We start from the raw sequence: 14449 nt of genomic DNA, 5'->3' as shown, positions 1-14449 counted from the left end.
CAACTACAAGGATATCGTTATGCTTACTAAACTAAATCAATTCCAAGAACAATGGGGCGGGAATAACGACGTTATTGACCATTGGCTATCAACTCGCCAAGACTTATTGGTTGAATATTGTAAATTGGCAGGCCTTCCTCCATTTGATACGTCAACATCCTCTCTCCCACCATTTTCTGAAATCCAATCTTTCACTCAACATCTCATTGACTATATTTCTGAAGGGCATTTCAAAATCTACAATGTGGTGATGGCCAAATGGGATGCGACAGGCTTTTCTCCAACGGAAGAAATGAGCCAGCTATATGCAAACATCACCAAAACAACAGATCCAATTCTTAATTTCACCGATAAGTACTCAAAAGACGATGAGGATCTGCTATTGAAGGATTTTGATAAAGATTTTTCAGCGTTAGGTGAGATTATTGAAATGAGGTTTGAGCTAGAGGATGGATTAATTGAACAGATTTCAACGAGTTTAAGCCACCCACCAGGTGCTTAAAAAAGTAAATAGAGTGTTTAGATTATATTTAAACACTCTATATGGTCTTATAATATTTGATTGGTTTCTGAGGCATACTTACGGAATATTGGGTTTTCGATTCCTGCAGGATTAGCCGGACGCCATAAACCATCTTTAATACCTTTAACAATAAGGTGGATAACAGCAGAATCAATTGCTGACATTAACGCTATGTTTACTGGTTCATTATTTGTATAACCTAATTCTACTTCTAACAATTCTTTATAATCAACAAATCTAAATGCTCCTGCAGACACTTCATAAGATAAAATCGTTTTACTTGTCGTTACACTTGTTAAAATTTTTCCACTTCTAACATCTACAGCCCTGATATTTACTGTTACTTGATCCGCTCTATACTGACCAGAGCCACCAATACCTAAATATCGAGCACCTGCCCCACCAGTTTTAATATTAGAATCATAAGCAACAATGCCACCTTCTATCATTACATTTGCAGACAATAAGGAAGGTAATGTTGAACCATGATTACTAATTGATTCCTGTTTTTTCTGTGCAGCCCGAATAATTTTTCTTTCTGTTAATAGATTTTGTAAACCCTGTCTTTCTAATGGAAAAAACCATTCAGAATCGAGCAATGCCATCGTTAGAAGGGCCGTTCCGCCTTGTGGTACAGCTGTTGAAAAATTACTGTTTGGTTGAGGTTTATATTGTCCTGTTTGATCCCTAAAATCATAAACAGAGACATAAATTTTCCCTTGTGGTTTAGGTAGTGAAATAAGGTCGACATAACTTACACCACGCTGCATCAATGTTGGCAGCTCTGAGGTATCAGGCACATCAATTGAGTTAGAACAACCTGAAATAATAAGTAGTAAAAGTAATATTGAATATTTCATTGCTGATTCCTTAGCTTAGAAATTAATCTGGAGTGAGCCCACTAACCTGTATCTCAGAAGTTTCACCCGTTTCTTTATCAACAATTTGAATAAGTAATGCCCCTGAATCATCAACAATATTTAAGATGAAATCATCGGTAACTAGTTGCCCAGTATTACCATTACCAACATCGGCAAGTAACTGACTAATTAGACGAGACTCTAAACTTGAAGTCAGACGATCTAGTGCTGATTCTTGTTCGAATAATGAATCATCTTGTGGTCCTTTATAATCATTAATCGCATTTGCACCAGCAAACAAATGAGTTGTATTTAGAGGGTTCCCTCCAAAATTAGGATTTACTGGTGTATATACAAGTTCACTAGCGTGGCTTAAGCTTATAATTGCACTAAATAAAATAAAAAAAATCATCCTTATTTTCATGTTATATCCTTAGATCTCTGGAAAATCGAGATCATACGTATCTTTAAACAATTTCTCCGTTTGCCACCTAACAATATATCTGTCCACCGCTTCTATAGCTTGCTCTGCTTTCTCTTCTGCTTGTCTTTGACCGGGAGAAAGCGCTCCTCGATAGATAACTTTGTCAAAATGATAAACCCCTATTATGCTTCCTGATAATGCTGTTGGCCTTTCTTTTACCGTTAGATTGACGTCTAAATCATTGTGCTTACTGTTCATTTTTATCGAAAAAGAAAAATAAAAATCTTTACCTAGACGAGTTAATGTTCTGTCTATTATTAATCCATCAATTTCAATAAGATCATCAACCTCATCAATACTGATCTCTTCTAAAGCTTTTGGTGACTCTAAAATTATTTTATTTTCAGCACCGTTAACAATAAGAGGAAATAAAAAGAAAATGCATATTTTAAATAAAATATAAAATTTCATTATTTTAATCCTTCAAAATCATAACCTTTAGCCCAGATCATTGCTTGCAATCTATTTCTCACGTTTAATTTTTTAAATACATTATGTAAATGTGTTTTAACTGTATTTTCACTAACAAAAAGAGTGCTCGCTATATCAACATTTGATGAACCAAATGAAAGAAGTTGTAATATTTCTTTTTCTCTAGCTGTTAGAGATACTGATGTCGTTAATATCCCATTTTGTTTTGAACGATATATTGAAATTAAATCATTCGTGACTTTACGACTAAGCCACAATTCACCATCAATTATCTTTTTAACACCTTCTGATATAATATTTACATTATCGCTTTCATAAAAAACGCCGACAACGCTGGGATATTTCATTATATTTTTTGTTATATTCTCGTCTGTTACATTAAATAATATTTCTTTCGCCTTTATCTTATACTCCGTTATTACAGATAAATATTGCTTATATTTACTATCTGTTTGATTTTTAAAATCCAAAATAACTAACATTTCATCATCTTGATTTCCTTTAGTACTTAGTACCTCACAGTCAACTACCATTATCTTTTTATTAGATGTTTTCTCTAATAAATCAATAAGTAAAGAAGAGTACAAAGTTGGGTTTGAAGATAAATAATAAATGTTCATCTCAGCCCTCCATAAATGTTGTTACTTAAAACTAGTTCAAAAAGACTATATATCCACCGAATTATTAAGTATTAACTAAGTAGTTTATCGTTTGTTTCACTTTTGAGAAAAAAATAATATCAATAAAAACAGGACCTCTAGTCCTTTAGTTTATTTATCTTATTAATAAATATCATAATAAAGTTTATGGTGCTTCTCTGAGTAAATCCCATACTTTTTAAGTAGCAAGTGAGCTATCAAGAAAAGAGGGATACTGATATGAAAAAATTATCAGTAAATTATCTTTATTTATTAGTGGCTGTCAGTAGTTATACATATGCAGATTTAGACTTAGGTATTAATGAATTTAATGCACCCAACGAGCTAACTGAATTATCAGAGCTCAACACTGGTCATAGCAATAATGCCATCGTAGAACTGACGAATTCGACAAATTCTCGAATAACTATTGTCCAACATAATATAAATGGAGTGGGAAATAATAAAGCAAAAGTAAAACAAGCTGGTTATAACAATACAGCGGCAGTATTGCAGCTTGGAAGTAACAATACAGGGCTAGTCATTCAAAATGGTAATAATAATTCCGCCTCCCTAGATCAATGGGGAACCAACCATGAAGGCGCTATTTTACAAAATGGTAATGACAATATAGCCCATTTAAGACAAACGGGTAATGATAAACAAAATGTAGTAAACCAAACAGGTGATTCAAATATTGCAGCGGCAGTGAATAAAAATAATGGTGCAGGTTTTTCCATTAATCAGACTGGCAATCAAGGAATTATCTTAGTAAATGGAATGGATAGATTCATATCCATTATAAATTAAAATCATTTCAAGGAAGTTTATTATGAAAAAGCTAGCAATCGCAATCTCAACCATCTTACTTTCTGGTGCAGTTTATGCTGATAACACATCAGATACTACCTTACACAATGCAGAAGGTAATGTAGTTGGTGTTATCCAATTCTCACCAGGTACACCGGGAAATGACTCTAATGTTTTAATTCGTAATTCGGACGGTAATCTTGTAGGGGTCACACAATTCGGAAATGAAAATAAAGCAAAAGTTAGAGTTCGTAACGGCAGCCATGGAAATGTCTTAGATATAGATCAAGATGGTGAAAACAACAAAGGGGTAATAAAGGCTAGACAAGGTAGTGAGCTAAATAACTTTGATGTAGAGCAAGATGGAATGAACAACCTAGGGAGAATCGTTGCAGACTCTAGTAATGAAAATGACGCATTAATTGAACAAGATGGCGATCTAAACAGAGCAAATATAAGATTAATGAATGCTGATAATAACGGTCCCTTAGAAATACACCAAGATGGTAATAGTAATGATTCAATTATCTATGTAGATGGTGGTACTAATAATAGTGCAATGACAAGTATCCAAGGAGATAATAACTATACTGAAACTAATTTCATGGGCGGTTCATATAATACAGCTAATATAACAATTAGTACTAATGCCTCAGATAATGAAGCTTATGTAAATGTATTTGGAAGTAATAATGTCAAAGCAGATATAAATATTGATGATAGCTATAATAACTTGGCGGCAGTCGGTCAATGGGGGGATGGAAATAGCGCAGATGTTGACCTTTCAATGAATAGTAACTTGAACGAAGTTTATGTAGGTCAATTTGGTAATGATTCAGTTGCCACTGTATCGTTAGCTAATTCTTCTGAAAACCTTATTGCCGTCGCTCAAACGAACAATGATATTGCTAATGTGACATTAACGAATAGTAATAGTAATGATGTATTTGTTGTACAATTTTAAATTTCTTTTTAAATACATTGTAATATAAAAAAGCCCTGCATTTCTGCAGGGCTTTTTATTTAACGTATATCGAAATCAATTACTCTTCAGAAGAGAAACCTGCATTCAATAGTGCTGCTAAGTTATCAGTCGCTTGCTCAGCAGATGGCGCTTCTTGCGATGCTGCTTTTTGCTTTTGACGTTCTTGGTGGTACGCGAAACCTGTACCCGCTGGAATTAGTCGACCAACGATTACGTTTTCTTTCAGACCACGTAGCTCATCACGCTTACCAGAAACAGCTGCTTCAGTAAGTACGCGCGTCGTTTCTTGGAACGATGCAGCAGAGATGAACGACTCAGTAGCAAGAGACGCTTTAGTAATACCTAGTAGATCACGTTCGAAACGAGCTGGTTGTTTGCCTTCCGCTTCAAGCAGACGGTTTGCAATCGTTACGTTAGCGAATTCTAGTTGCTCACCCTCAAGGAAGGTTGAGTCGCCAGAATGTGTAATCGTACACTTACGTAGCATTTGACGAACGATAGTTTCAATGTGCTTATCGTTAATCTTAACGCCTTGTAAGCGGTATACTTCTTGAACTTCGTTAGTGATGTATTCAGTCACTGCATGGATACCACGTAAACGTAGGATATCGTGCGGAGTTTCTGGACCATCAGAGATAACATCGCCACGTTCAACTTTATCACCATCAAAGATGTTAAGTTGACGGTGTTTATGAATCATTTCTTCATAAACTTCGTTGTTATCGTCACGAGTGATCAATAAGCGTACTTTACCTTTAGTTTCTTTACCAAACGCAACAATACCTGCGTGCTCAGCAAGAATTGCTGGCTCTTTAGGTTTACGAGCTTCAAATAAGTCCGCAACGCGTGGAAGACCACCGGTAATATCTTTAGTACCACTTGACGCTTGAGGAATACGAGCTAGTGTTTCACCGATACCTACGTTACCACCATCTGCAAGGTTAACAATCGCCTTACCAGGTAGGAAGTATTGTGCTGGCATTTCTGTGCCAGGGATCATGATGTCACGACCATTCGCATCAACAAGTTTCACTGTTGGACGCATGTCTTTACCAGCAGAAGCTCGCTCAGCCGCATCAAGGATAACAATTGAAGATAGACCTGTTAACTCATCAGTTTGAGTCGTAATTGTCACACCATCAATCATGTCCACGAATTGAACTTGACCTTGTACTTCTGTGATGATTGGCATTGTATGCGGGTCCCAAGCTGCGATCTTATCGCCTTGAACCACTGCATCACCATCTTTCTTAGAAAGAATAGTACCGTAAGAAAGCTTATAGCTCTCTTTTGTACGGCCATGCTCGTCAATAACTGTCAATTCAGAAGCACGAGAAGTAATAACTAAGTTACCTTCGCCATTTGTTACGTGCTTAGCATTATGAAGTTTAATTGAACCTGTCGTTTTAACTTGAATGCTGTTGTCTGCTGCTGCCGTAGATGCCGCACCACCGATGTGGAACGTACGCATCGTTAGCTGTGTACCAGGTTCACCGATTGATTGAGCAGCGATAACACCTACTGACTCACCTTGGTTTACCATGTGGCCACGAGCCAAGTCACGACCGTAACAGTTAGCACAACAACCGAAGTCAGCTTCACAGCTTACTACTGAACGTACTTTAATTTGGTCAACTGAGTTTTCTTCAACGATTTGACACTGCTTCTCATCAAGAAGCGTATTACGTGGAAGAAGGATCTCATCTGTACCTGGTTTCAATACATCTTCAGCAACCACACGACCTAGAACACGCTCGTGTAGAGGCTCTTTAACATCACCACCTTCAATTAGAGGGATCATGGTTACACCTTCCAGTGTTCCACAGTCATCTAAGTGAACGACAACATCTTGAGCAACGTCAACTAAACGACGAGTCAGGTAACCTGAGTTCGCTGTTTTAAGTGCTGTATCGGCAAGACCTTTACGCGCACCGTGCGTTGAGATGAAGTATTGGTTTACGTTTAGACCTTCACGGAAGTTCGCCGTGATCGGTGTTTCGATGATTGAACCATCTGGTTTCGCCATCAGACCACGCATACCAGCAAGCTGACGAATCTGAGCTGCAGAACCACGAGCACCGGAATCGGCCATCATGTAAACGCTGTTAAACGATTCTTGTTGCTCTTCTTCACCATCGCGGTTAAGCACAGTTTCTGAAGACAAGTTATCCATCATCTCTTTAGCAACTTGTTCATTCGTTGCTGCCCAGATATCGATAACTTTGTTGTAACGTTCGCCTGCAGTTACAAGACCAGATTGGTACTGTTCTTGAATTTGCTTAACTTCTTCTTCTGCATCAGCAACTTTAGTGTACTTAGCATCAGGAATAACCATGTCATCGATACCAACAGACGCACCAGACAATGCTGCGTATGCGAAACCGGTGTACATGATTTGGTCAGCAAACACTACTGTGTCTTTTAGCCCAAGAGAACGATATGCTTCGTTTAGTAGGTTAGAGATTTGCTTCTTACCTAACTTCTGGTTAATGATGCTGTAAGGAAGACCTTCAGGAACAATCTGCCATAGCATTGCACGACCAACAGTCGTATCAACCAGTTTAGTTTCACGAGTTTCAATACCGTTTTCATCACGAAGAACTTCTGTGATTCGAACTTTAACGCGAGCATGTAGCTCTGCACAACCTGTACGGTATGCTTTCTCAGCTTCAGCAAAACCTTCAAGGTACATGCCTTCGCCTTTCGCGTTAATTTTATCACGTGTCATGTAGTACAGACCTAATACAACATCCTGAGAAGGAACGATGATTGGGTCACCTGATGCTGGCGACAGAATGTTATTCGTCGACATCATTAGGGTACGTGCTTCTAATTGAGCTTCCAGAGTTAGAGGTACGTGTACCGCCATCTGGTCACCATCGAAGTCGGCGTTATATGCGGCACACACTAGTGGGTGAAGCTGAATCGCTTTACCTTCGATTAGTACTGGTTCAAACGCTTGGATACCAAGACGGTGAAGTGTTGGTGCACGGTTAAGCAGTACTGGGTGTTCACGAATTACGTCATCTAGGATATCCCAAACGATCGCTTCTTCACGCTCGACCATTTTCTTAGCTGCTTTGATTGTCGTAGCAAGACCACGACCTTCTAGTTTGCTGTAGATAAATGGTTTAAATAGTTCAAGTGCCATCTTCTTAGGAAGACCACACTGATGTAGACGAAGGTATGGACCAACTGTAATTACAGAACGACCAGAGTAGTCTACACGTTTACCAAGCAAGTTCTGACGGAAACGACCTTGTTTACCCTTGATCATATCAGCAAGAGATTTCAGAGGACGTTTATTAGAACCTGTAATCGCACGACCACGACGACCGTTATCAAGCAGCGCATCCACAGACTCTTGCAGCATACGTTTTTCGTTACGTACAATGATATCTGGTGCAGCTAGGTCTAAAAGACGCTTCAAACGGTTGTTACGGTTGATCACACGACGGTATAAGTCATTTAGATCAGACGTAGCAAAACGGCCGCCATCTAGTGGAACTAGAGGACGAAGATCTGGCGGAAGAACTGGTAGTACAGTTAAGATCATCCACTCTGGGTTATTACCAGATTGAACGAACGCTTCTACAAGTTTCAAACGCTTAGTCAGTTTCTTACGTTTTGTTTCAGAGTTAGTTGTTTCTAGCTCTTCACGCATGTTCTCGATTTCAGCTTGCATGTCCATAGAACCAAGCAAATCTTTAATCGCCTCAGCACCCATTTTAGCAGTGAATTCGTCACCGAACTCTTCTAGCTTATCAAGGTACTCTTCTTCTGAAAGAAGTTGGCTGCGCTCTAAGTCAGTCATACCTGGCTCTGTAACCACATATGATTCAAAATAAAGTACACGTTCGATATCACGTAGAGGAATGTCCATTAACAAACCAATACGAGATGGAAGTGACTTAAGGAACCAGATGTGTGCAACAGGAGACGCAAGTTCAATGTGGCCCATACGGTCACGACGAACTTTAGTTTGCGTTACTTCTACGCCACATTTTTCACAGATAACACCACGGTGCTTCAGGCGCTTATATTTACCACATAAGCACTCGTAGTCTTTAACTGGGCCAAAGATACGTGCACAGAAAAGACCGTCACGTTCTGGCTTAAAGGTACGATAGTTGATTGTTTCTGGCTTTTTAACTTCACCAAAAGACCATGAACGAATTTGGTCAGGTGAAGCAAGACCGATTTTGATTGCATCAAATTCTTCAGTCTTATGTTGTGCTTTCAGAAACTTTAATAAGTCTTTCACATTCGGCTCCTGTAAGGAGAAAAAAGGCGCTCGGCGAGCGCCTTATATTCTACCGGACAATCTCAATGAGATTATTCTTCGTCTTCTAACTCGATGTTGATACCAAGTGAGCGGATTTCTTTCAACAATACGTTGAATGATTCCGGCATACCAGGTTCCATACGATGATCGCCATCTACGATGTTCTTATACATCTTAGTACGACCGTTCACGTCATCCGACTTAACGGTTAGCATTTCTTGTAAGGTATATGCAGCACCATATGCTTCAAGTGCCCATACTTCCATCTCACCGAAACGCTGACCACCGAACTGAGCTTTACCACCAAGTGGTTGCTGAGTTACAAGGCTGTAAGAGCCGGTAGAACGTGCGTGCATCTTGTCATCAACTAAGTGGTTTAGTTTTAGCATATACATGTAACCAACAGTTACAGGACGCTCAAACGCATCACCAGTACGACCATCAAACAGTTTCAACTGACCAGACTCTGGCAGATCTACAAGTTTTAATAGTTCTTTAATTGATGCTTCTGGAGCACCATCAAAGATTGGTGTTGCGATTGGTAAACCACCGCGTAAGTTCTTAATTAATGTACGAACTTCGTCATCAGACAATGCAGCGATGTCTACTTCTTGGCGAGTTTCACCAAGATCGTATACTTTTTGTAAGAAGTTACGGAACTTATGTAGTTCTTGTTGCTCTTTAAGCATTTGGTTGATCTTATCACCAACGCCTTTCGCAGCAAGACCCATATGAACTTCAAGAATTTGACCGATGTTCATACGAGAAGGTACACCCAGTGGGTTCAGTACGATATCTACTGGCTGACCTTTTTCATCATAAGGCATGTCTTCAACAGGGTTGATCTTAGAGATTACACCCTTGTTACCATGACGACCCGCCATCTTATCACCAGGCTGAATACGACGTTTTACCGCTAGGTAAACTTTAACGATTTTCAGTACGCCCGGAGCAAGATCATCACCTTGAGTGATCTTACGACGTTTAGTTTCGAATTTCTTATCGAACTCTGCTTTAAGCTCATCATATTGCTCAGCAAGCTGCTCAAGTTGATTTTGTTGTGATTCATCATCAAGAGTGATTTCTAACCACTGCTTACGATCCATCGCATCAAGCTTAACTTCAGAAGTACCTGCAGCAAGTAGAAGTGTGCGAACACGTGCTAATAAGCCACCTTCAAGAATCTGGAATTCTTCAGTAATGTCTTTCTTAGCTTCTTTAAGCTGCATTTGTTCGATTTCTAGAGCACGTTTATCTTTTTCAACACCATCACGCGTAAATACTTGTACATCAATGATAGTACCTGAAACAGAGTTTGGTACACGTAGAGAAGAATCTTTAACATCAGATGCTTTTTCACCAAAGATAGCTCGTAGTAGCTTCTCTTCAGGAGTCAGTTGAGTTTCACCTTTAGGTGTTACTTTACCAACTAGGATGTCACCACCCTTAACTTCAGCACCAATGTAAACAATACCTGATTCATCAAGTTTAGACAGTGCAGCTTCACCTACGTTAGGGATATCTGCAGTGATCTCTTCTGAACCAAGTTTAGTATCACGAGCCACACAAGATAGTTCTTGAATATGGATTGTCGTGAAACGGTCTTCCTGAACTACACGCTCAGATACAAGGATTGAATCCTCGAAGTTATAACCATTCCAAGGCATGAACGCGATACGCATGTTCTGACCAAGTGCAAGCTCACCAAGATCCGTTGAAGGACCATCAGCAAGTACATCACCACGAGTTACAGGTTCACCAGGAAGTACTGTAGGACGTTGGTTGATACACGTATTTTGGTTAGAACGAGTGTATTTAGTTAAGTTGTAGATATCGATACCAGCTTCGCCAGGTACCAATTCTTCTTCGTTCACTTTAATAACGATACGAGAAGCATCTACTGACTGAACCATACCGCCACGTTTAGCAACAGCAGTTACACCTGAGTCAACAGCTACATTACGTTCAATACCAGTACCAACTAAAGGCTTATCTGCTCTTAGTGTAGGAACGGCTTGACGTTGCATGTTCGCACCCATTAGGGCACGGTTCGCATCATCGTGTTCTAGGAACGGGATAAGCGATGCAGCTACAGATACAACTTGGTTTGTCGCGACATCCATATATTGGATGTGTTCACGTGGGTGCAGTCCAGATTCACCTTTCTGACGAGCGATGATTAATTCATCAGCGAAAGTACCTTCTTCTGTTAACACGGCATTCGCCTGTGCAATAACAAAAGTACCTTCCTCGATAGCAGATAGGTAATCAACATCTTCAGTAACAACACCATCAACAACACGACGGTATGGAGTTTCTAGGAAACCATACTCGTTACATTGTGCGAATGCTGATAATGAGTTAATTAGACCGATGTTTGGACCTTCAGGTGTTTCGATTGGACATAGGCGACCGTAGTGAGTCGCGTGTACATCACGAACTTCGAAACCAGCACGCTCACGAGTTAGACCGCCAGGACCTAATGCAGAAATACGACGCTTGTGCGTAACTTCTGACAATGGGTTATTCTGATCCATAAACTGAGATAGCTGTGAAGAGCCAAAGAATTCTTTAACTGCAGCTGAAATAGGCTTAGCATTGATAAGATCTTGAGGCATAATTGCATCAAGGTCACCAAGGCTTAAACGCTCACGAACAGCACGTTCTACACGAACTAAACCAACACGGAATTGGTTTTCTGCCATTTCGCCCACAGAACGAATACGACGGTTACCAAGGTGATCGATATCATCAACCTCACCTTTACCGTTACGAATATCGATCAGTTTGCGCATAACCTCAATGATATCTGTCTCATCAAGAATGCCAGCGCCTTCGTCATTATCACGACCAATTGAGCTATTAAACTTCATACGACCAACAGTCGATAAGTCATAGCGATCTTCTGAGAAGAATAGGCTTTCAAATAATGATTCAGCAGCTTCTTTTGTTGGTGGCTCGCCAGGGCGCATCATACGATAAACTTCAACTAATGCCGATAAACGGTCAACAGTTGAATCTGCACGTAATGTGTCAGAAATGTATGCACCATGATCAAGGTCATTCGTAAATAACACTTCGATCTTTTTGTGGCCAGCTTGAGATAAATTAGCAAGATCTTCTAAGCTAAACTCTTGGTTAGCCGCGATAATGATCTCACCAGTATCTTCATTCACATAATCGTGAGAAGCTACTTTACCTACAATATAATCTACTGGTACTTCGATAGAGTTTACTTCGTCTTTCGTCAATTGACGAATATGACGCGCAGTAATACGACGACCGGCTTCAACATAAACTTTGCCGTTCGATTCAATATCAAATGTTGCAGTCTCACCACGTAAACGCTCAGGAAGTAATTCCATCATTAGCGTTTGGTCTTTCACTTCAAATACAACTTTATCGAAGAATAAATCTAAGATTTCTTCTGTTGTCTTACGAAGTGCACGTAAGATGATCGTTGCTGGTAATTTACGACGACGGTCGATACGTACGAATAAGTTATCCTTAGGATCAAATTCGAAATCTAACCATGAACCACGGTAAGGAATTACACGTGCGTTATAAAGAACTTTACCAGATGAATGGGTTTTACCCTTATCGCTGTCGAAGAAGACACCTGGGCTGCGGTGCAGCTGGGATACGATAACCCTTTCAGTACCATTGATTACAAAAGTACCATTGTCTGTCATAAGCGGAATTTCGCCCATGTAGACTTCTTGTTCTTTAATGTCTTTTACCGTGCCTGCAGGTGCGTCTTTATCGTACACAACTAAACGTAACTTAACGCGTAGTGGTGCAGAATATGTAACACCGCGGATTTGACATTCTTTAACATCAAATTCTGGTTCACGGAGATTGTAGCTAACGTATTCTAGCTTAGAGTTGCCGTTATAGCTCTGAATTGGAAAAACAGAACGGAAAGCAGCCTCAAGACCGTATTGCCCTTCAGGATCTTGCTCGATAAACTTAGTAAAAGAATCAAGCTGGATCGATAGCAAGTATGGTATGTCCAACACTTGTGGACGCTTACCAAAATCCTTACGGATGCGCTTTTTCTCTGTATAAGAGTAAACCATGGGGTTCCTCAGCTCGCTGATAAGTGACCCGAACCGTCCGCCTTCGAAAGGTTGGGACAGTGACTAATAACACTGTTTTCTGTAGGACATAATCTCTGATTGAGACTATGTTTTTTGCTCGGATATAGGGACTTTAAACAGTGTGAAATTACCCTAAACCCTACAGCGCAAAAAGGCCGGTGGTTAATAAACCACCAGCCATTAGCCGTTAGGCTATGAAACTAAGTAATAATTACTTGATTTCAACAGTCGCACCAGCTTCTTCTAGCTGTGCTTTAAGACCTTCAGCTTCAGCTTTGTCAACGCCTTCTTTTAGAGGTGCTGGAGCTGAGTCTACAAGACCTTTAGCTTCTTTCAGGCCAAGACCTGTAGCGCCACGAACTGCTTTGATTACAGAAACTTTGTTTCCGCCAACAGCAGTTAGGATGACGTCAAATTCAGTTTGCTCTTCAGCAGCGTCAGCGCCTGCAGCACCACCAGCAACTACTGCAGCAGCAGCAGTAACACCGAATTTTTCTTCCATAGCTTCGATAAGCTCAACAACTTGCATTACAGACATTTCTGCAACTGCGTCTAGGATTTGCTCGTTAGTAATAGACATAACAATTCTCTTTTAAGTCAACAATAATTTATTTTGTAATCAAATAAAGCAGGGCTTATGCCGCAGCTTCTTCTTTTTGATCACGAACAGCAGCGATAGTACGTACCAGTTTACCAGCAGAAGCTTCTTTCATGCACATCATTAGGCGTGCGATAGCTTCGTCGTAAGTTGGTAGTGTCGCTAGTACATCAGCATCAGTAACTGCGCCTTCAAATGCAGCAGCTTTGATCTCGAAGTCTTTATTCTCTTTAGCAAAGTCTTTAAAAAGACGTGCTGCAGCACCTGGGTGCTCGTTAGAGAATGCAAGTAGAGATGGACCAGTAAATGTGTCTTGTAGACACTCGTACTGAGTACCTTCTACTGCACGACGTGCTAAAGTGTTACGAACAACTCTCATGTAAACACCCGCTTCACGCGCTTGTTTACGTAGAGAAGTCATCGCGCCAACAGTAACGCCACGAGAATCAGCTACAACTGCAGAAAGTGCACCACTGGCTGCTTCGTTGACTTCAGCAACAATTGCTTTTTTGTCTTGAAGATTTAAAGCCATTTGGATTAACCTCTGGTTGTGATTACACCACTCACTACAAAATGTAGGAGAGTAATTACGATGCAGTCCCAGAAAACCAATTTAATAAACTAGCTTTTAGTTCGGGCACCGTCTACGCAGGTTTTATTAAGCTCTTTCGAGCGCCTACGGTCTTGGACGGAGACTGTTCAATTAAAAATCAAACAGCCCCAACCATAAATTT

The 14449-nt window shown here is 40.0% G+C and carries 11 protein-coding genes; 3 read left to right on the top strand and 8 right to left on the bottom strand.

Features of this window, described 5'->3' with window-relative positions:
- Positions 1 to 19: 19 nt before the first annotated feature.
- Positions 20 to 502, top strand: coding sequence for a sigma D regulator (gene rsd, locus AC2IP4_RS00825; protein ID WP_486310473.1), 483 nt, complete (start codon positions 20 to 22; stop codon positions 500 to 502).
- A gap of 47 nt (positions 503 to 549) precedes the next feature.
- On the opposite strand, the gene AC2IP4_RS00820 is transcribed toward rsd, so the two are convergent.
- The 4 genes from AC2IP4_RS00820 to AC2IP4_RS00805 are packed head-to-tail and all read right to left on the bottom strand — an operon-like array spanning position 550 to position 2919.
- Entirely contained in the window at positions 550 to 1383 is an 834-nt protein-coding gene (locus tag AC2IP4_RS00820) for a CsgG/HfaB family protein (protein WP_375321360.1), read from the bottom strand.
- A 22-nt stretch (positions 1384 to 1405) separates the two neighbouring features.
- The gene (locus AC2IP4_RS00815) at positions 1406 to 1807 is read right to left on the bottom strand and encodes a curli assembly protein CsgF (RefSeq protein WP_105053819.1); all 402 of its coding nucleotides are present in this window, start codon (positions 1805 to 1807) and stop codon (positions 1406 to 1408) included.
- Between the two features lie 9 nt (positions 1808 to 1816).
- The gene (locus tag AC2IP4_RS00810; protein WP_375321361.1) at positions 1817 to 2278 is read right to left on the bottom strand and encodes a curli production assembly/transport protein CsgE; all 462 of its coding nucleotides are present in this window, start codon (positions 2276 to 2278) and stop codon (positions 1817 to 1819) included.
- The gene (locus AC2IP4_RS00805) at positions 2278 to 2919 is read right to left on the bottom strand and encodes a LuxR C-terminal-related transcriptional regulator (RefSeq protein ID WP_105053817.1); all 642 of its coding nucleotides are present in this window, start codon (positions 2917 to 2919) and stop codon (positions 2278 to 2280) included. Before AC2IP4_RS00805 ends, AC2IP4_RS00810 begins: the two co-directional genes overlap by 1 nt.
- Positions 2920 to 3177: 258 nt before the next feature.
- Between AC2IP4_RS00805 and AC2IP4_RS00800 the strand changes: the two genes are divergently transcribed.
- Entirely contained in the window at positions 3178 to 3747 is a 570-nt protein-coding gene (locus AC2IP4_RS00800) for a curlin subunit CsgB (RefSeq protein WP_486310472.1), read from the top strand.
- A 22-nt stretch (positions 3748 to 3769) separates the two neighbouring features.
- Positions 3770 to 4711 (top strand): curlin associated precursor, CsgA like protein, encoded by a 942-nt coding sequence (locus AC2IP4_RS00795; protein WP_105053815.1) that lies wholly within the window; start codon positions 3770 to 3772, stop codon positions 4709 to 4711.
- Between the two features lie 79 nt (positions 4712 to 4790).
- Here AC2IP4_RS00795 and rpoC read toward each other — a convergent pair whose 3' ends face one another.
- The 4 genes from rpoC to rplJ all read right to left on the bottom strand — a co-directional run bounded on the left by rpoC (position 4791) and on the right by rplJ (position 14247).
- The gene (rpoC, locus tag AC2IP4_RS00790; RefSeq protein ID WP_486310471.1) at positions 4791 to 8996 is read right to left on the bottom strand and encodes a DNA-directed RNA polymerase subunit beta'; all 4206 of its coding nucleotides are present in this window, start codon (positions 8994 to 8996) and stop codon (positions 4791 to 4793) included.
- Between the two features lie 71 nt (positions 8997 to 9067).
- Positions 9068 to 13096 carry a DNA-directed RNA polymerase subunit beta gene (rpoB, locus tag AC2IP4_RS00785; protein WP_105053813.1) on the bottom strand — a complete coding sequence of 1343 codons (4029 nt, stop codon included), beginning with the start codon at positions 13094 to 13096 and terminating at the stop codon, positions 9068 to 9070.
- 232 nt (positions 13097 to 13328) lie between these two features.
- Positions 13329 to 13697 carry a 50S ribosomal protein L7/L12 gene (rplL, locus tag AC2IP4_RS00780; RefSeq protein ID WP_105053812.1) on the bottom strand — a complete coding sequence of 123 codons (369 nt, stop codon included), beginning with the start codon at positions 13695 to 13697 and terminating at the stop codon, positions 13329 to 13331.
- A gap of 55 nt (positions 13698 to 13752) precedes the next feature.
- Positions 13753 to 14247: a 50S ribosomal protein L10 gene (rplJ, locus tag AC2IP4_RS00775; protein ID WP_060992736.1), complete on the bottom strand. Its 495-nt coding sequence runs from the start codon at positions 14245 to 14247 to the stop codon at positions 13753 to 13755.
- Positions 14248 to 14449: the final 202 nt, after the last annotated feature.

Source organism: Aliivibrio thorii (assembly GCF_057368585.1).
The sequence above is the reverse complement of the archived record's forward strand: the minus strand, read 5'-3'. Positions and strand labels throughout refer to the sequence as shown.